This is a genomic window from Nostoc sp. DedQUE02, assembly GCF_034531035.1.
In the GTDB taxonomy this organism is placed as follows: domain Bacteria; phylum Cyanobacteriota; class Cyanobacteriia; order Cyanobacteriales; family Nostocaceae; genus Nostoc.
In genome coordinates, this window is record NZ_JAVRBY020000001.1 from 288142 (window position 1) to 306313 (window position 18172).

General features: G+C 43.0%; 16 protein-coding genes. 2 read left to right on the forward strand and 14 right to left on the reverse strand.

Annotated elements, in window-relative coordinates; genetic code table 11:
* Positions 1 to 6: 6 nt before the first annotated feature.
* The 12 genes from RMX98_RS01325 to RMX98_RS01380 all read right to left on the reverse strand — a co-directional run bounded on the left by RMX98_RS01325 (position 7) and on the right by RMX98_RS01380 (position 13218).
* Entirely contained in the window at positions 7 to 783 is a 777-nt protein-coding gene (locus RMX98_RS01325) for a sulfite exporter TauE/SafE family protein (RefSeq protein ID WP_322680679.1), read from the reverse strand.
* A gap of 9 nt (positions 784 to 792) precedes the next feature.
* Positions 793 to 1449, reverse strand: a complete 657-nt coding sequence (locus RMX98_RS01330) for an HAD family hydrolase (RefSeq protein ID WP_322680678.1) — start codon at positions 1447 to 1449, stop codon at positions 793 to 795.
* A gap of 104 nt (positions 1450 to 1553) precedes the next feature.
* Positions 1554 to 2516 (reverse strand): DMT family transporter, encoded by a 963-nt coding sequence (locus RMX98_RS01335; protein ID WP_322680677.1) that lies wholly within the window; start codon positions 2514 to 2516, stop codon positions 1554 to 1556.
* Between the two features lie 250 nt (positions 2517 to 2766).
* The gene (locus RMX98_RS01340) at positions 2767 to 4146 is read right to left on the reverse strand and encodes an LLM class flavin-dependent oxidoreductase (RefSeq protein WP_322680676.1); all 1380 of its coding nucleotides are present in this window, start codon (positions 4144 to 4146) and stop codon (positions 2767 to 2769) included.
* 534 nt (positions 4147 to 4680) lie between these two features.
* The gene (locus RMX98_RS01345) at positions 4681 to 5595 is read right to left on the reverse strand and encodes a TauD/TfdA family dioxygenase (RefSeq protein ID WP_322680675.1); all 915 of its coding nucleotides are present in this window, start codon (positions 5593 to 5595) and stop codon (positions 4681 to 4683) included.
* Positions 5596 to 5674: 79 nt separating this feature from the next.
* On the reverse strand, positions 5675 to 6475 hold the full coding sequence (locus RMX98_RS01350; RefSeq protein WP_322680674.1) for an SDR family oxidoreductase: 801 nt from the start codon (positions 6473 to 6475) through the stop codon (positions 5675 to 5677).
* Between the two features lie 29 nt (positions 6476 to 6504).
* Positions 6505 to 6879, reverse strand: coding sequence for a hypothetical protein (locus RMX98_RS01355; RefSeq protein ID WP_322680673.1), 375 nt, complete (start codon positions 6877 to 6879; stop codon positions 6505 to 6507).
* Between the two features lie 132 nt (positions 6880 to 7011).
* Positions 7012 to 7959, reverse strand: coding sequence for a zinc-binding dehydrogenase (locus RMX98_RS01360; RefSeq protein WP_322680672.1), 948 nt, complete (start codon positions 7957 to 7959; stop codon positions 7012 to 7014).
* Between the two features lie 806 nt (positions 7960 to 8765).
* Entirely contained in the window at positions 8766 to 9056 is a 291-nt protein-coding gene (locus RMX98_RS01365) for a hypothetical protein (RefSeq protein WP_322680671.1), read from the reverse strand.
* Positions 9057 to 9213: 157 nt separating this feature from the next.
* Positions 9214 to 10269 carry a magnesium-protoporphyrin IX monomethyl ester (oxidative) cyclase gene (gene acsF, locus RMX98_RS01370; RefSeq protein WP_322680670.1) on the reverse strand — a complete coding sequence of 352 codons (1056 nt, stop codon included), beginning with the start codon at positions 10267 to 10269 and terminating at the stop codon, positions 9214 to 9216.
* A 383-nt stretch (positions 10270 to 10652) separates the two neighbouring features.
* Positions 10653 to 12404 (reverse strand): ABC transporter ATP-binding protein, encoded by a 1752-nt coding sequence (locus RMX98_RS01375; protein WP_322680669.1) that lies wholly within the window; start codon positions 12402 to 12404, stop codon positions 10653 to 10655.
* Between the two features lie 160 nt (positions 12405 to 12564).
* On the reverse strand, positions 12565 to 13218 hold the full coding sequence (locus RMX98_RS01380; RefSeq protein ID WP_322680668.1) for a hypothetical protein: 654 nt from the start codon (positions 13216 to 13218) through the stop codon (positions 12565 to 12567).
* A gap of 423 nt (positions 13219 to 13641) precedes the next feature.
* Here RMX98_RS01380 and galE point away from each other — a divergent pair, with 423 nt between their 5' ends.
* Positions 13642 to 14640: a UDP-glucose 4-epimerase GalE gene (gene galE, locus RMX98_RS01385; protein WP_322680667.1), complete on the forward strand. Its 999-nt coding sequence runs from the start codon at positions 13642 to 13644 to the stop codon at positions 14638 to 14640.
* 71 nt (positions 14641 to 14711) lie between these two features.
* On the opposite strand, the gene RMX98_RS01390 is transcribed toward galE, so the two are convergent.
* Together RMX98_RS01390 and RMX98_RS01395 are read right to left on the reverse strand one after the other, a co-directional pair.
* Entirely contained in the window at positions 14712 to 15410 is a 699-nt protein-coding gene (locus tag RMX98_RS01390) for a hypothetical protein (protein WP_322680666.1), read from the reverse strand.
* A complete protein-coding gene (locus RMX98_RS01395; RefSeq protein WP_322680665.1) occupies positions 15385 to 16656 on the reverse strand; it encodes a sulfite exporter TauE/SafE family protein in 1272 nt (423 codons plus the stop codon). The genes RMX98_RS01390 and RMX98_RS01395 overlap by 26 nt, the downstream gene beginning before the upstream one ends.
* A gap of 336 nt (positions 16657 to 16992) precedes the next feature.
* Between RMX98_RS01395 and RMX98_RS01400 the strand changes: the two genes are divergently transcribed.
* A complete protein-coding gene (locus RMX98_RS01400) occupies positions 16993 to 18150 on the forward strand; it encodes a hypothetical protein (RefSeq protein ID WP_322680664.1) in 1158 nt (385 codons plus the stop codon).
* Positions 18151 to 18172: the final 22 nt, after the last annotated feature.

Here is an 18172-nt window from a genome sequence, read left to right on the forward strand (position 1 = left end):
CAGTTCTTAACCGTGAATAAAAAAGTAGGCAGTCATAGTAAAGGCAACAATCATCACAAATTTCCGAATTAAGTGCGGTTCAAGTTTACGAGCATAATGGGCGCTTAAGTAACCACCAAGAGAGCCGCCGACTGCCATCAAAATAGCTTGATGCCAAGCAATCACACCAGCAAAAAGAAATGGAACGATCGCAATACCATTAATACAACTCCCTAAAAATGTTTTAAAAGCATTCATTTTGTGGATATTTTTGATACCTAATAATGTCAAAGTTGCCAGCATTAAAATCCCTATACCTGCGCCGAAGAAACCGCCATAGATGGCGATCGCTAGTTGAGCCAGTACCAAATTAAACAACGGTACAGGTTCCGGTGATGTATTCTGGCTTTTACGCTGCAACCACTTTTTGAACGGTTCGCCAAAGGTAAACACAACTGTTGCTAGCAGCAATAGATAGGGAATCAGCTTTTTAAAGACATCTGGCGATGTATACAACAAAGCTATGGAGCCAATCATGCCACCAACTAAACTGACACCACATAGAAGTAAAAAATCTCGTCGCTCAATGCCCAAATCTTGACGATATGCTCCAGCGCTGGCTAAGGAAGCCACCCAAATTGCAGTATTATTAGTGGCGTTAGCTGCGATCGGGGCGACACCTGTAAAAATGAGAGTTGGAAACGTGATAAAGCTTCCACCACCCGCTACAGCATTTAAGCCGCCTGCAATAAAAGCAGTACTAAACAACAGCAAACTATGGATAAACGTTAATGATGGCGGCATTATTTTGAGTTACGAATTACGAATTATAAATCTGGGAATATCACTTGGAGAATGGGCAATCAAGTCAGCACCATGAGCTTTTAATTCCTCCTCAGTTCCATAGCCATAGGTGACACCAATTGAGGCGATTTGATGGCGCTTGGCTCCAATGATGTCATGTGAGCGATCGCCTACCATCACCACAGTAGAGGGTAAAAGTTTTTCTGTTAATAAAATATGGTGAATTAAGTCACCTTTTATGCTCCGCGTTCCGTCAAGTTCACTACCATAAATACCATCAAAAAGCAATGATAAGCCAAAATATTCAATAATTTGCGTAGCATAAATATATGGTTTAGAAGTCGCAACAAAAGTTTTATAACCAGCACAACGAATTGTTTTTAAAACTTCTGTAATTTGGGGATAAAGTGAGTTTTCAAATAATCCAATTGTGGCAAAACGACGACGATATAGTAAAATAGCTTGTTCAATTACTGTACCATCCAAGGTATTGAGTAATTGCGAAAAGCTATTTTTCAGTGGCGGGCCAATACACCAATTTAATTCATCAGCATTCGGTGGTTTGTAACCAAGTTCAGAGAGCGCATACTGAATACAACCAGTGATGCCAGGTTTCGGATCTGTTAAAGTCCCGTCAAGATCGAAGAGGATAGCGGAGAAAGGCATATTTTAATTCGTAATTCGTAATACTTCGGCTACGCTCAGTACAAGTTCGTAATTCGTAATTAAGAAAGTAATGTTCTAAAATTACCTAATTTCCAATTCTCAATTCAACCTCTAATTTTGAGCGATTTCACAAAGCCTTCTCCACTAAGTAAGGCGATCCCCAATGTGACAACACCAATCCCTACACTCTGAATCACGTTTAAAGTTTCGCTAATCGTTATCCATGCCATTAACGCTGTCAATGCTGGACTGCTAGAGCCGATTATAGAAGCAGTAGATGCGCCAACCATCTGAATCCCCACATTGTTTAGAGTGTGTCCGAGAAAGCTGACAAGACCAGAAAATATGCTGCCAATCCATAGGGGTGTCCAGTCAAGTTGAGCGCTTTTAGCTGGCCAGAACAGTAAGCTAATACCGGAGAGTAGTAGAGTACAGGCAAAACTGATCCACGTAAAAGGAATTGGATGGAATTTTTCTAAACATTTTTGAGCAATGATGCAATAAAAGGCGTAAACGATCCCAGCGCCAAAACCTGCGAAAATGCCGATCGCAATGGTATGACTGCTGTAGGTAGCAGAAGATTGGGGAATGGTGAGAGCGCTTCCTATCAGAATAATAGCCATTACTAGCCAACGGAACAATGTGGGGCGATCGCCAAAAAACCTCCAGGATAGCAGCGCTGTAAATACGGGATAGGTGAAGAAAAGGGTCAAGGCAATACCTGTGGGAATCAAGCCAATAGCAATGTAGAGTGAGGCAATATACACAAACATCAGCACCCCACAGCCAAGAGCTTGAATTAGAACATCCCTACGCTTGCGGGCGAACAAGTCTTGAAATTCTGTCCAAGCAGATGGATACAGCTTAAATGATAGAGATGCCATGAATGGAACCACCAGCAGCATTCGCATGAACATCAGCAAGAAGGAATTCTGCAAATCCGGTTTAACGTATCCACCGAGTAAAAATAAACCTAGTACGAGATGTTCTGAAAACAAAACTCGGACTGTAACGTTGTGAAACGTTAAAACAAAGGAGGATAGTAGAACCGTTAGGATGCCCAACACGATAAAAAGTTTCCTTAGAGACGACTTGATTGTATTGTTAAAATCACTGGAATAACAAACCAGATGAAGTTTGAGGAAATCAAAGCCGTCGCTTCAAGAATACTGCCAGTTGTTCAATAGACTTCTTGGGATTGTGGGGAAAAGGGTAAGGGGTAAAGGGTAAAGGTATGGAATTTTCCCTTACCCTTTAACCTTTAACCTTTCCCCAATATCAAGGCAAAAGTTACTTTTGCAAGATGTCTAATCAAAACTATGCCAAGGAATCAACGCCCACAAGTTCAGGAGCAGTCTTTGTGGTGAACTGGTTCACCGGACGGGGCAAACCAAGATTCTCGCGTAAGGTACTACCTTCATACTCAGTACGAAATATTCCTCGGCGTTGCAGTTCGGGAATTACCAAGTCCACGAATTCCTCCAAACCCCCAGGTAGCCAAGGCGGCATGATGTTAAATCCATCAGCCCCACCATTGACGAACCAATCTTCGAGTTGATCGGCAATGTGTTCTGGTGTTCCGAGAATCGTTCGATGTCCCCGCGCTCCTGCAATCCACAAATACAGTTGTCGGATTGTTAAATTCTCTCTGCGGGCAAGATCGGTAATCAGCTGCAAGCGGCTTTTGCCACCGTTGGTATCTGGCAGATCCGGCAGCGGCCCATCTAGGGGATATTTGGACAAATCATGGCCACCCACTAACCCAGAAAGCAGCCCTAATCCGACCAAGGGATGAATCAACTCCTGAAGTTGCTCATATTTATCCTTAGCTTCCTGCTCAGTTTTACCAATTACCGGGAATACCCCTGGCATAATTTTGAGATGGTCAGGGGAACGTCCGTATTTAGCCAATCTCCCCTTGACGCTGGCGTAGAAGGCTTGAGCTTCTGCCAATGTTTGTTGTGCAGTGAAAATCGCTTCTGCTGTTTGGGCAGCTAAATCCTGTCCAGCTTCGGACGATCCAGCTTGTACAATTACTGGATATCCCTGTGGTGGACGCGCCACATTGAGCGGGCCGCGCACTGAGAAATATTTACCCTTGTGGTGGGGAACATGCAACTTTTCTGCATCGAAGTAAATACCTGACTTCTTATCGTGAAGAAAAGCATCATCTTCCCAACTGTCCCAAAGTTTGGTGACAACATCCACAAATTCCCTCGCCCGTTCATAGCGGAGTGAGTGTTCTAAGTGGTTTTCTTGGCTAAAATTCTGCGCTGCGGCTTCAGCAGCAGAGGTTACAAGATTCCATCCGGCACGACCACCGCTAAGATAATCTAGTGATGCAAACTTGCGGGCGAGATGATAAGGTTCATCATAAGTCGTTGATGATGTCGCCACCAACCCGATATTTTCTGTCACCGCAGACAGAGCCGACAACAAGGTTAAAGGTTCAAAGTGGACGCTGAATTGTCCCGAACGGCTAAAAGCCTCAGCCCCTTGTCCGCGATCCCAGACAGCTAAACCATCTGCGAGGAAAAGCATATCAAATTTTCCCCGTTCAGCCGTTTGTGCTAGCTGCTTATAATGTTGGAAGTTTAGACCTCCATCAGCCGGGGTGTTGGGATGCCGCCATGCTGCAACGTGATGGCCACTACCGGGTAAAAATGCTCCGAGTTTAAGTTGTTTTTTCGTACTCATATTTCTATTTGCGACGGCGTACTTATGCTTTTTTTGTTCTCTTGTTTGGAACAAGAAAGTATTAGTTATTAAGACTCTGGTTTTGTTACTTGCATGGAGGGTAGTTTAGAGAATTCATCTTCAGTTCTAGTGTTGCTACCCGTGCAATGCGTGCATAAAGTGAGTTAGGTGTATAGAAGAGTTTCATAAAAAAGTGCGATCGCCATTAGTCAGCAGAAGGTTAAGCCAGCAAGGGGGAGGGAACAGGGTAGTGAAGTTCAAAGGCTCATTAATGAAGCTCAAAGACTCATTAATGGAGTTCAAAGGCTCATTAATGAAGCTCAAAGACTCATTCACGAGTATCAAAGCCTCATTAATGAAGCTCAAAGACTCATTAATGGAGTTCAAAGCCTCATTAACGAGTATCAAAGCCTCATTAATGGAGTTCAAAGCCTCATTAATGGAGTTCAAAGACTCATTCACGAGTATTAAACACTCGTTCACAAGTATCAAAGACTGATCTCTCTCCTATTCCCCATGCCCAATGCCCAAATATTATGCAGTCACCACCTCACGTCGGTTGTACTGAGAAGCATCTCCCTTGATGGCTTCACTTTGTTTACCATCGATGCCAACTGGCAGATCGCCGACAATTGTAACTCGTTGAACGTGGCGGGGCTGGTCGCCGTAATCTGCGATCGCATAATGTTGAGTAGCCCGATTATCCCAAAAAGCAACATCACCAACTTGCCAACGCCACCGGACTGTGTTCTCAGGACGTGTAATATACGCTTGCAACAGCCGCAGAATGTCATCTGATTCAGTTGTTGATAAGCCACGGAACTGGCGCACAAATCCGCCGATGAATAGCCCCCGCTCCCCAGATTCGGGATGGACGCGTACAACTGGGTGCAAAGTCTCGTATACAGTGGAGGTGAAGATAGCTCGGTAAGCTTTGGCATCTTCAGGTAGGTCGAATGCAGTAGCATAATCGTATTTGTTGCTATGTACTGCCCAAAGTTGGTCTGCAAGATTACGCAGATGAATAGGTAAATCTTGGTATGCAGTTACGGAGTTTGCCCAGATTGTATCGCCACCAGTTGGCGGAATTTCAAGCGCTCGTAAAATAGAACCGAGAGGAGGACGGTCTACAAATGTTACATCTGTATGCCAGCTATTGGCGCGGGAAGTGGTACGCCCATAATTCAGGTCTAAGACTTCTGGGTTTTCTGGCAGCGATGGTACAGTGGGGTGGGCTGTAGTGAGTTCACCAAAACGACGAGCGAAAGCAACCTGTCCATCAGCATCAAGCTGTTGCTGACCGCGGAAAAAGATAACTTTGTATTTGACTAGAGTCTTGCGAATATCGCTGATGATGTCATCGCTGAGGTGAGAACTCAGATTAACACCAATAATTTCAGCACCAATACGTCCTGCAACTGGTTTGATATCAAAGTATTGAGAACCCATGTTTTTATCTCCAAGAAGTTTATGTTTTGACAAATGTAGAGACGCGATTCATCGCGTCTGATTCATCGCGTTTTTACCGTTAAACACCAGGGGTAGATCCGCCATCAACGATAATCTCTGTTCCTGTAATCGATGCAGCAAGATCGGACACCAAAAATAGCGCCAGCGCGGCAATTTCTTCTGGCTGGGCGATTCTTTTTAAAGGAATACTTTGGATATTTTGTGCCTTTACTTGCTCAACGGTGATGCCTTGCGCTTGGGCATTTTGCCGCGCTAAAGTCTCGGCACGCTCAGTAGCAGTAGCACCAGGGGAGATAGCGTTAATCCGAATTTTGTACTCGGCTAGCTCTTTAGAAATGCCCTTTGTGAAATTCAGCAAAGCAGCATTGCTTGTACCACCAGCTAGGAAGTTCGGACGAGGTGTCCGTCCTGCACCACCGACTATATTGACAATCCGCCCATCACCGCGACTTTTTTGATGGGGAACGACGGCTCTAACTAAGCGGATATAGCCCAATAATTTTAAGTTCCAAGCATCCAAAAATAAATCATCAGTGGATTCTAGGAAAGACCCAGCACGGGCTGATCCGGCATTGTTAATCAAGATATCAATCTGATTAAATTGGGCTAATGTTGTGGAGACAACTTTTTCAACATCCTCAGCTTTCGTTAAATCGGCGCTGATGGCAATAACTTTAGCGCCAGAACTTGGTAAGGACTGGATAGCAGCTACTGCATTTTCTAGTCTTTCTTGATTGCGGGCTGCGATCGCCACATTCACACCCTCACTATAAAGTGCTTTGGCAGTAGCTAATCCAATTCCCGCACTTCCTCCTGTAACGATCGCAGTTTTACCTGATAGTTTTAGTTCTAAACTCATACAAACTTACCCTCAAAAATCTAAATAATTTAATTGCGAACCAATAATATTGCTGATTGAGAGCCTATATTGTGGATATCCAAAATGGCTTGATTTTCCCCAGAAGTGCAGCCCAGAAGTATTTTGATTTCTGTATCCCGTTTTTCCAAGTCAACACTACAAATGACGGCGGTGACTTTTTTACTAGACAAACTACCTATCCAGACATCAATATCGGCTCCATCTCCAGAGCGAGTATTTTCCAAATATCCATAGTCCAACGGATAAACAAAGGATGGATAACGTGGATGTGATGTCCCTTTTGGGCGATCTATCTTGAGATTACTAAGGGCTACAAGCCGATCTAGTTTGAACCAAAAGTCAGAATAATTCGTAGTTCTTAATTCATCATTCGTAATTATCACCTCACAAATAAATTTGCTTGATTGCAACAAAGAAAAACATTAGTCTTTCTCAATAAATTAGTGCATGAAAAAAATGAATTACGAATTACGAATTACGTAGCTTGCTTCTCGCCAAAGGCTGAGTATTACGAATTATTTTGAAATGTGCAACACAGCTTTGCCAGGAAAACGCCTATCGAGTAGTTGTTGGGCCACATCAGCTATTTCTGTCCAAGAAGCTTCTAAATCAATGTGAGGATGTAACTCACCTGCTTCTACTAGACTCAAAAGCCGTTTTAGACCGACTGCTGCTGATTCAAATCTCAACTCATCGAACAGACGTAAACCATACAGGCTGACGCTACCAGTCCCAAAAAATTGAGCTGCGTTGAATGTCACTTCAGCTCCCCCAGATACTCCATACAGCACAGTTTTTCCATCCTGTGCCAGTAAGCCAAGGGCTACCCCCAAAGTCTTGCCACCCACTGACTCTACAATTAGATCGTAGGGCCCATACTCGCTGGCAGGTGAAAGGTCTTCGCCAATCACCACCGATTGCGCCCCTGCTTCTCTAACTAAAGTTTCATAGCCAGCTTGACGAATATGTGCCACAACTTGCGCTCCTGACAGTTGCGCCAACTGGATAGCGAAGTAACCTACGCCTCCTGATGCGCCTGTAACCAAAACTGACCGACCCAAAAGTGAACCACCTTTTAACACCGCATGGTATGCAGTTAAACCCGCTACAGGCAATGTGGCAGCTTGAGCAAAAGATACCGATGATGGCACTACTGCTAAAGCATTGGTGGGAACAGATACGAGTTCTGCCCAAGCACCAGCACGACGCAAGCCAACTACACGCGCCCCTTGGAGAGGCCCCGAATCATCGGCGGCGGGGATTTCCACTACACCTGCCAAGTCCCAACCAGGCTGCCAACCAGCCTCAGCAGTGGTTGAACGTTTTATCTCTCCCCGATTGAGGGAAATTGCCGCTACCCGCACTAGAGCTTCATCTGGGGCAGGCTTTGGTGCAGTCACTTCACTCAGTGCCAAACGCCCCGGCACATTGGGATCAACAATCACACCACGTATTTTGCTCATAAGGTTGCCCTGGCTTAGAGATTAATTTCTAGTTTGTTGGTTCGCAATGTATTCCCTGCAATAAATAATCTCGATAGATTAGCTATTTATTCTTAACTCCCAATCTGTGTAAATAGGTTAACGAAATTTCATAAATAACGGTATATCGATAGATTTACAGTATTTTGGGGTTCGTAAAAAGAAAACTATCACAGACAGCCAGAAGAATCAAGCACCTTGTGAAAATATTTGTTTCATCTATTGCTGCATTCTGAGCTAGTCACGTCAATCTCTTACCTCACTCTATAACTAGTCTTTTGGCAGGTGTCTATGGATTCTGCTATATAGTATGGAAAAATTTAAAATTAATAATTTTTACAACAGATTTCAAGTTAGCAAAGTACATAAACTAAGTCTCAAAGGCAGATATAAAGCCTGTTTTACTTCTGAATTCTGCTTGATCTATTTTTCTTGATAAGAATCTAGCTTTATTTTTGGAGAAATATATTTACTACTTAACGATTAATAGATTATTTATTGGCTATCTTTACAAAAATAATTCGGCAATACACGCCATCACATATCCTATTTAAAAAGTTGAAAAATTAGCAACTTTTCAAAATAAAGTTTTGAGAAAAATCCTAAATTTCAGGATTTGAAAAATCAATCAGTTGTTTGAGTTTGACAGAATTAACCCGGCTTCAAAAGCCAATGCTCTCAAAGATAGTTGTTCAGAGGAAGAATGCGCTTCAATTATAAATTAAAGTTTTAATGATTATGAATGTAGATGAAATTCTCAAATGCGATGCTGCTGGAGAAAAAAGCTTTCAGCGAGTAAGGCGTTGCTGATTGCGGTATGAAAAATAATTTTGTGTTATTTCAAAATCCTTGTAGAGACGTAGCACTGCTACGTCTCTACATCCAAATTCATACCTCGATTCAGCAACACCGCTTTCAGGGCGTTGCTGAATCGAGGTATGAAAACGATTTTGCATAATACCAAAATCCTTGTAGAGACGTAGCACTGCTACGTCTCTACATCTAGATTCATACTTCAATTCAGCAACGCCAAAAGCCAACTTAATCAAAGCATAGATATTTGGAAAAAGAGTACACACTCAATTAAACGTTTTACCATTTTTATTATCATAACTTAATATTTCGCACAAGTCTAATAGACATCTGGTGAAATTAAATATGCGTTATCCAGAACCCTGGTAGAGACGTAGCACTGCTACGTCTCTACATTGTTTTTCATTAGTGGATATCTAACAGCTAACGAACCGTTCCTCGCAAGGCTTCAGCATCAATTGGTTTGATGAGATAAAGTAACAGTAGATTCCAAACAATTGCTGCAATCAAAGGTAGTTTGCGAATTAGCTTCACAGCTTTCGGCCCAGAACTGCTCTCAATCTCTGCAATTTTCAAGTTGTAATCTGCACAGCGTTGCAGACGTGGAAAAAACTTGGGATGTTCGGTATTCAATATCACAGGAAAAGCCCGTGCTGCGGTTTCATTGGTGTTGCGGACAACTTGCAGATCAAATTCTGTGGCATCAAGTCCTAGTGATTTGTAGAACCCGGAACGTTCATGAACTGTCAGAGTGTGGGTAGCAAATACCGATAGCAAGAAAAAGCGACTCCACAGCCTAGATTTCCAGGTGTTCCAGAGTTGCGGTTGAGAACGCAATAATGCTTTGAATATATCTCCGTGGCGGTTTTCGTCCTGACACCAACTTTCAAAGTAGCGGAAGATGGGGTAAAACTCATTTTCCGGATGCTTTTCTAGATGTCTGAAAATAATAATGTAACGCCAGTAGCCGATTTTTTCTGATAGGTAAACGGTGTAAAGTACCCACTCAATCGGGAAAAACGTATAGGTGCGGGTTTTAGTAACAGTGGCTAAATCAAGAGAGAGTTTAAAATCAGCCATTGCTTTGTTAAGAAATCCGGCGTGACGCGCTTCATCACGCGCCATAAGTTGAAATATTTCCGCTAGCACTGGACTGCGATTTTTCAACTTACGGGATAATTCTTTGAATAGCAAGAAGCCGGAAAACTCAGAAATACAAGAACGTTCCAAATACTCTATAAAAGCCTGCCTTGCTTCACCGCTAATGTGTTCCCAAGACTGCTCAAACGCTTCATCACGAACAAAATGGTGGCGGTTGTAGTCTGTCCGCATTTCTGTCAACATCGCCTGCAATTCTGTTTCTTGGGCAGACAAATCCAGCTTGGCTGCGGTTTCAAAATCTGTAGTATAAAACCGGGGCGTTAGTACAGTTTCTTTGCTGGGAGTTTTAGTTTCGGGCTTGGGTAGGGTGTTAACCATGAGTGATGAGGCGAGCGAATCAATAGTTCTATAACTATAAAGTTATGATAAATATGATTATTTGGCTAGACCTCTTCACAATCCTTTAGTAAAGTTAGAATTTTTGAATTTTTCTTCAACGGGTTGCGTCCAGGATTTCCCAATTTCAGCCAAGGGTAAAAGGGACTGGGGACTGGGAAAATATTTCAAAATTTGCTGTAGGTAATAGCTACGAACATCATTTTTGAGCTGATTACCCAATCCCTAATCCCCATTCAAATCTTCCCAATCCCTAGTCTCTAACTCAATCATAATTCTTTCCCCCTGCTCCCTCCTCCCTGCTCCCTGCCCCACTTCGGCTACGCTCAGTGACCACCTGCCCCCCTGCCTTCTGCCCTCTGCCTTCACCGCAGTAATTCCTCAACTTGATGCTGGCTCCATAAAGTTCTGTATAAACCTTGTTGTTGTAAAAGTTCTAAGTGATTTCCTACCTGCACAATTTTTCCCTTTTCCATTACAAAAATTCGTTCAGCCGCCGCCGCCGCCGACAATTGATGTGTAATAAAAATCACTGTTTTGCGTTCAGTACCACTGGAGAGATTTTTGAGGATTTGCGTGGCTGTTTGATTATCGACACTAGAGAGGGCATCATCCAAAATTAACACTGGAGCATTGACCAGCATTGCTCGAGCTAAAGCAGTACGTTGTCGTTGACCACCAGAAAGAGTAATACCGCGTTCTCCAACAATAGTTTCATATTGCTGGGGAAAATTGTGAATTTCTGATTCAATTTGGGCTAGTTTAGCAACAGATTCTACCAGTTCTTGTTCGCCAACTGGATCGCCGTAGCGGATATTATTTTTGATTGTAGTACTAAATAGAAAGCTATCTTGAGGAACGTAGGCGATCGCACCTCGTAAAGAAGCCAAAGCAATCTTAGTAATATCCAGCCCATCTAAAAACAATTGTCCCGATTCAATATCCAACAAGCGCGGTAAAGCATTGGCCAAAGTAGATTTACCCGAACCAATTGCCCCAACAATCGCGACAGTTTCTCCCGGAGCAATGGTAAAGTTAACATTTTCTAAAGCGGGAGTCGTGGAACCAGGGTAATTGTAGGTGAGATTTTTAGCTGTCAGTTCGCCTTTAAGTTCAGCCACTGGTAGATGTATGGCATCGGCTGCATCTTTAATTTTTGGTGTGACAGAGAGAATAGATTCAAGTCTATCGATACTAACTTCACCGCGTTGGTAGGCAGTAATTGTGAATCCTAAAATGGCAGTGGGAAAAACCAGACGCTCTACATAAATTAACAATACTAAAAAGTCGCCAACCTGAAGCGTCCCAGAAGACATCCGTGCCGTCCCTAGCCAGATGATTATCAGTGAACTGATATTAGCTAGCCCGCCAATTAGCGGAAACAGTGTATTGCGGATTTTTGCCAGTTCCAAGTTAGCAGTCAATAGCTGCTGATTTTTCTTGGCAAAAGCTCGACGCTCGTTTGCTTCTTGGGCATAGATTTTAATTAAGGCAATGCCACTGATATCTTCTTGGATGAGTTCGCTGATGTCTGAGAGTTGCTCTTGAACTGCTGCTTGTTGTTTGCGTAAGCGATCGCTAAACAGACTCACTAACAAGAGCATAAAAGGGTACACTGCCAAAGCGGCTAGTGTGAGATCCACACTAATCGCTAGCATCACTGGCAGTGTTAGGGCATAGGCAAACACCGTATTTGCCAAACTCAAGACCGCAAAACCCAATAGTCGTTTGATGTTGTCCACATCACTAGTAGCCCGACTAATCAAATCGCCAGCAGTATTACTAGCAAAATAAGCAGGCTCCAGCTTGAGTAAGTGTTCAAAAATCCGTTGTTTCAGGTCAAATTCCACCTGACGTCCCACCCCAAATAGCCAAATGCGTGATGCCATCCGCATTAGCCACATCGCCGAACTGAGCAAGACAATGATCACTACGTCATGTAGTATTTGGTTCAAGATGAAGGTTGTTGAGAGTTTGTCAACACCAGCACGAATCAACCAAGGGATATAAACGCCCAGTGCATTGACAGACAACAAAGCGAAAATGCCCAAGGAGGCTTCCCGCCAATGGGGTCGTAGGTAAGCACTGATTTTAGCGATTCGTCGATATTTTGCCATTAAAGCAATTTTGCAACTTTATCATCCTAGATTAGCTGTTAGTCCAAGAAGACAGCTATGTAGGGGATTGGGGAAGGGTAAAAACCTATTTGGGGACACTGGGCTAACTAATTCAACCCTTTGCCCTTTACCCTTTACCCTTTAACCTTTTTTTACTTTATTACCGCTGAACACGCAAGAACCTGTAAATTTCAACGAGATAACTTTCCCAAGTTCTTGTTGTCAATTGCAACGTTTCTGAATTTGGTACAAAGTCTTCAAGTCGTAAACCGCGTGTGCGAATATCTTGAGGATTTCCTTGTAATAGGTAGGGAGGCACTCTTAAATTATAAGAAAGAATCTGATCCCCCGTTACATCTGAGATATTCGCTGTAGTGGTTTGTTGCCCTAATGCCACCAGTGTTCCAGATGTTGGTACAGCAGTTGCTACGTAGGTTTCACCAGTCATTGCAAGAGGTGCGCGATAAAGGAAATAGGCGACTGCTGGTGTACTTGCCAACAACAAAATCGTCAGTGCCCAACCGATCAAGTATCCTCCTGGTTTGTCTATCCCACCTCCTTTAATTTTCTGAGCCGCAAGAATCATCAGTAAAACAGAGGCTCCTAGAGGCTTAAGTGGAAAAGATAGCATCCTCCATAACGACGCCACAGCTGGTTCACTGGGGTTAAGAAATGATAGGGCTACGATTACCAAGATAACGACTAAGATTAATCGCCCGACAAAAGTTCCAGAGGGATAAAATCGCTGGAACAGAGAATATACGATAGTGCCAATCAGCAGCCACAGCAGTACCCGGCTTAGCAATAGAAACATAGATTAACTCTCAAATTTTCTGGTGCGGTGAGCCAGTGTGGTGATGAGGCAGTCCGTTTTGATCGGGGTTTCCACATCTGTTCTTTAGCCGGGAAACCCCAGCAAGGAACGCAGTGGCTCCCCAAAAAGGACTGCCGTGCATGATTTCCCTAGATAAAACAACTGGTGACTTCTTAGTTGTAGCGACGCAAAAAGCGTCACCCGTAAGGGTCAACCTAGTTTCGGGAAATGGATTTATTTGATTGTCAAATTGTAATCGCACTGTTTGACTTAAAATATCTCAAACCTCACACCCAAAGACTACCGTCGTAGTGATTTTAGTGCAATTTTTTGACACTGCGTCTATTATTTATAATTTTCCAGAAGAGTAATCTAGTACCGGTAAACTAAATTAATTGAGTAATCGACTTAAAAGGAAAAACTATGTCTCCTGGAAAGCCTAGTATTTTAGTAACAGGGGGAGCTGGATATATTGGTTCCCATACGGTGCTTGCTTTGAAGCAAGCGGGTTATAACGTTGTCATACTTGATAATCTGGTCTATGGACATCGCGACCTGGTAGAAAGGGTTTTACAGGTAGAGCTGATAGTAGGGGATACAGGCGATCGTGCCTTACTAGATCACCTATTTAAAACCCGCGATATTGCTGCTGTGATGCACTTTTCTGCCTATGCCTACGTAGGAGAATCGGTGACTGATCCGGCTAAATACTACCGCAATAACGTTGTTGGTACTTTAACCCTGTTAGAAGCGATGCTGACAGCATCTGTAAAGAAATTTGTCTTTTCTTCTACCTGTGCTACCTACGGCGTGCCAGAATTTGTACCGATTCCAGAAACCCATCCCCAAAATCCGATTAATCCTTATGGCGCTACCAAGCTAATGGTAGAGCGGATTCTTTCTGATTTTGATGTTGCTTACGGTTTGAAATCAGTGCGTTTTCGCTATTTCAATGCTGCTGGTGCTAATCCCAATGGCTTACTCGGCGAGGATCACAACCCAGAAACCCATTTGATTCCCTTGGTGCTAATGACAGCTTTAGGCAAACGAGAATCGATCTCAATTTTTGGAACCGATTACCCCACGCCTGATGGTACTTGTATTCGTGATTATATTCATGTTAATGACTTAGCAGATGCCCATATTTTGGGATTGGAATATTTATTAAAAGGTGGCGATAGCGAAGTTTTTAATTTGGGCAATGGTAGTGGCTTCTCCGTCAGAGAGGTCATTGCCGCCGCCGAACAGGTAACAGGAATTTCGATACCAGTAGAAGAACGCGATCGCCGTCCTGGCGATCCTCCAATTCTTATTGGCACCAGCGAGAAAGTCAGATCAATCTTAGGCTGGCAACCTCAGTATCCATCCATCAAAGATATTGTCGATCATGCGTGGCAGTGGCATCAGAAGAGACACAAGTAAGCTAGGGGCAGAGGGGCAGAGGGGAAAGACTTACTGCAACTGCTCCCCTGCTCCCTTGCTCCCCTGCTTCCCTATTCCCCGCCCCTCCTCATATTTTGCAGCACCACAACTAAGATGCCGATAAATCCGAGGATTGGAAGTGCGATCGCCCAAGTTGGTAATTGTTGAGATTGACCCTCTACTAAATCACCATTGACATCTCGCAGGTTTCGTGTATTCTGTTGTGTAGAACCGCCTGTTACAGTAACTTCAAATTTGAACTCAAAGGGTTTGAATCTTGCGCCAGAAACTGGTTTACCATTTAGTTGCAACTCATAAATCCCAGGTTTGGGAAAGACAACTTCTGCACCTGGGATGCCTTGATAGCGTTCAGCTGCCACAGGTTTTAACTCTGGTTCTAGAAGAGGTGGTTCTCCTGCGGCGTAGGGTTCGGCATAAACAGCCAACTGACAATTACACTGTGACAGAGGAATTGCCCTTCCACCTCTGCGGGTAAGTGCAAACCAGGCTTGGTTTGGTTCTCCAGCACGAGGATTATCATTTGGTTCAATGTGGAGAGTACCACCGACATCTCCAGCTACTTCCACCTTATGAGCAGATACAGGAGAAAGATTAGTTATTGAAAGAACTAAGCAACCCAGGAATAATAAATGCTTTATTGTTCCTTGATGCCAATAAATGCCTTTGAATAGGTAATGCCTCTGTTTTTGACTCGTTGAGATGGAGTCAGAAAATAAGGATGATTTACCGTGATTTGGTTGGGGGAACATAAAACTTTTCTACGGCTAACTTTGACCAAAAAAAGCGCGATCGCACCATCAATACAGCGAGAGTAATAATTCCCATCAGTACTGCCGCTAATTTATTTCCCCAAGTTGATTGCAAGGAACCCAGGTAATGGGAACCAATCAACATAGTATGAATAGCACTCAAGAGCAAAGCTGGCACACCCAATAGATGAATCTGTCGCCAACGCTTGCCCCAAGATTTCTGCAAAGATTCCCAACTCGTAAAAGCTGCGGGGGACATTAATACCAATGCTACAGCACCCGCAGCCATACCCGACTGAAATTCTGGCGGCATAAAATCAAAGGCGGCAAAATTCCATTGCAATGAGTGTTCTATCATGTGGACGGTGTGAACCACAGAAAGCACAAAAGATCCCACTCCCAAGCCCCGGCGGTAACGCAGTGGTGAAGCCCACAAGCCACTAATGGGACGCGCAATTAACGCCAACATTAAGCAAATTAAGGCGGCGTGTCCGGTGTAATCTACCATTGTGTCACCAGTCCGTAACAAGGTGATAGTGCCAATGATGAGTGTCACCCAACCGCCTAATCGAAACAACTGACTCCGCCTGTCTTTGCTTACCAATGAGGTGGAAATGCCTACACCTAGCATCGTGGGTAGGGTTCCCAAGCCAAAAGCCAACATAGTTGCCCCACCCATCCATAAATTGCCAGTTTCAGCAGCTTTAATTTGGGCTGCATAGAGGAAACCACAGGGCATTAAACCCCAAGTCATCCCTAAAAGCATTGGTGTCCACCATTTAGTTTTTAAGGAAAGCTTAACCATTCCGGCGCTGAGGCGATCGTGTAAACTACCTTGTAACAAGGGATGTAACACGGGAATGCGCGGCAGCAAATCGGGTTTTACTTGTCCTAAGCCAAACCAAATCAGCATTACACCAGTCAGAATTGCCATCCAGCGCCGGAAGTCGCTGCCAACACCCGCTAGCTGTCCACCTTGCTGTAATACCGAACCTAACGCCCCAATGCCAGCCCCGACTAGAGCATAGCTCAACATCCGCCCCAGGTTGAGCAAGATATGAAATTTTAATTGCTGTTGCCAAGTGTCGGACTTTTCTAAGGTTGATGTCCGTCCCAAGGAAGCCGTTTGTGGAATTTTTGGCTGATGAGACAGGGAAAACGCCACTGTTAAAGGGCCACACATCCCAAAGCAATGTCCAAAACTCCCCAGGAACCCCACGATCGCGATCAGCAACAAATCTACCATAAAAAAAGCCCTGAGTTCTGAGTCATGAGTCCTGAGTGTCAGAATAAAGATTTAGAAGAAGTAATAAGAAATTCTTTTCTTCTTTGCTCAGTACTCAGCACTCCTCTAGTGCGGCACTTTACGTGAAGTTGCGATCGCTGTCAAAAGACAAACCGTCAAACTTGATGTTTACTCTAGGAAAGAAAGCCTGGGTATAAACATCTGTAAAACTCCTTACACACAATCTACTGAGAACCACTGTTGCTCACTCTTGTTGCGCGGGAGTGGCTTTTTTGTTTTTTGGATAAATGTAATTTTGAAGGTAGTTAATATTTACAGGTTGAGAGGATAGGAAACATGACATCTTATGAATCGAATGGTATAAGCATAGAAATCATTAATCCTAACACAATACTATTTCCGACTATAGTATATCCTATTCCCCAAAAAGAAATTGGGATTAATGTTCCAATTAAATTCGCCGTAAGTATAAAAAACACTAGCTCAAATTATTTTTATCTTAACCACTTACAAGCTTTTATCCCAGAGCTTTTGACATCAAATGGGCAGATAATACAGGGACATTTAGTTACAGATGAGCTGGCTATTAATCAACAAAATAAACAACTAGAGAGTAGCCCAAGTAGACAATTGGATTGGTGGACAATTAGACCCAAATGCAGGACAACTTTTTTTGTAACTGCAAAGCTTTTTTGGCAAAATAATTCTTTACAACTAAAAATCCCTACTATTCCCGACTATATCCTTGATCCTTTTCGGTCTAATTACTTTTGGTATTTCGATGCACTTGAAACGACAAATTATCAGCTTCGATTTATTTTAAATGCTGATGTAAGAGATACATCTGTTTCAAGTTATAACATTAACCAAGAAGCAATTGAACGAGAAACTAGTTCAGACATATTGGCAACCCCGTGGGTAGATGTTCGTCTTGTTCAACTCTTATCAACTGATAGTAATGCAATAGAAGTAGATGGAGTCCTGTTCAAAATAGATATGCCAGAGTCCGTACTGACCATCCCTTCTAAATTATTTCAAGCCAAAACTGATTTTAAGCTAGGTATTTATATTACAAACAATACATCAACCACTCTTGGTTTTTACCAATTAAGCTCTATTGACGCAATTTTAATCAGCGATGATGGTAAACCAATAAATTGGTCTGGCGAGCCAACTAAACTTGCTTGGAAAAACAATGAACAAAATTATTACTTGCTTCAACCAGGAGAAAAAATGTTTTTGGATTTATGTGGAAAACTTCTTTGGTATTCTTCTCAACTTCAATTCGCAATTTCTAGCAAAACTCGTAGCTTGAATGGGAAAAGTGGCTCTTATTATTTTCCTAACTTAAAAGCTGGTGCATTATATCACCTCCAAATCATATATCAAGTTTCTGAATTGAGAGCAAGGGGTTTAGAAGAACAAGTATTAGAAAAATTTTGGAGTGGAAGAATAGCTATGCCTATTGTAAAGTTTTGCCTTATCAAGGGATGAATAAAACTTGAACGAAATTATT

Coding starts and splice junctions, on each gene's coding strand:
- RMX98_RS01325 (WP_322680679.1), bottom strand. CDS start 783: ATGCCGCCATCATTAACGTTTATCCATAGTTTGCTGTTGTTTAGTACT.
- RMX98_RS01330 (WP_322680678.1), bottom strand. CDS start 1,449: ATGCCTTTCTCCGCTATCCTCTTCGATCTTGACGGGACTTTAACAGAT.
- RMX98_RS01340 (WP_322680676.1), bottom strand. CDS start 4,146: ATGAGTACGAAAAAACAACTTAAACTCGGAGCATTTTTACCCGGTAGT.
- RMX98_RS01345 (WP_322680675.1), bottom strand. CDS start 5,595: ATGGGTTCTCAATACTTTGATATCAAACCAGTTGCAGGACGTATTGGT.
- RMX98_RS01350 (WP_322680674.1), bottom strand. CDS start 6,475: ATGAGTTTAGAACTAAAACTATCAGGTAAAACTGCGATCGTTACAGGA.
- RMX98_RS01360 (WP_322680672.1), bottom strand. CDS start 7,959: ATGAGCAAAATACGTGGTGTGATTGTTGATCCCAATGTGCCGGGGCGT.
- acsF (WP_322680670.1), bottom strand. CDS start 10,269: ATGGTTAACACCCTACCCAAGCCCGAAACTAAAACTCCCAGCAAAGAA.
- RMX98_RS01375 (WP_322680669.1), bottom strand. CDS start 12,404: ATGGCAAAATATCGACGAATCGCTAAAATCAGTGCTTACCTACGACCC.
- RMX98_RS01380 (WP_322680668.1), bottom strand. CDS start 13,218: ATGTTTCTATTGCTAAGCCGGGTACTGCTGTGGCTGCTGATTGGCACT.
- galE (WP_322680667.1), top strand. CDS start 13,642: ATGTCTCCTGGAAAGCCTAGTATTTTAGTAACAGGGGGAGCTGGATAT.
- RMX98_RS01390 (WP_322680666.1), bottom strand. CDS start 15,410: ATGTTCCCCCAACCAAATCACGGTAAATCATCCTTATTTTCTGACTCC.
- RMX98_RS01395 (WP_322680665.1), bottom strand. CDS start 16,656: ATGGTAGATTTGTTGCTGATCGCGATCGTGGGGTTCCTGGGGAGTTTT.
- RMX98_RS01400 (WP_322680664.1), top strand. CDS start 16,993: ATGACATCTTATGAATCGAATGGTATAAGCATAGAAATCATTAATCCT.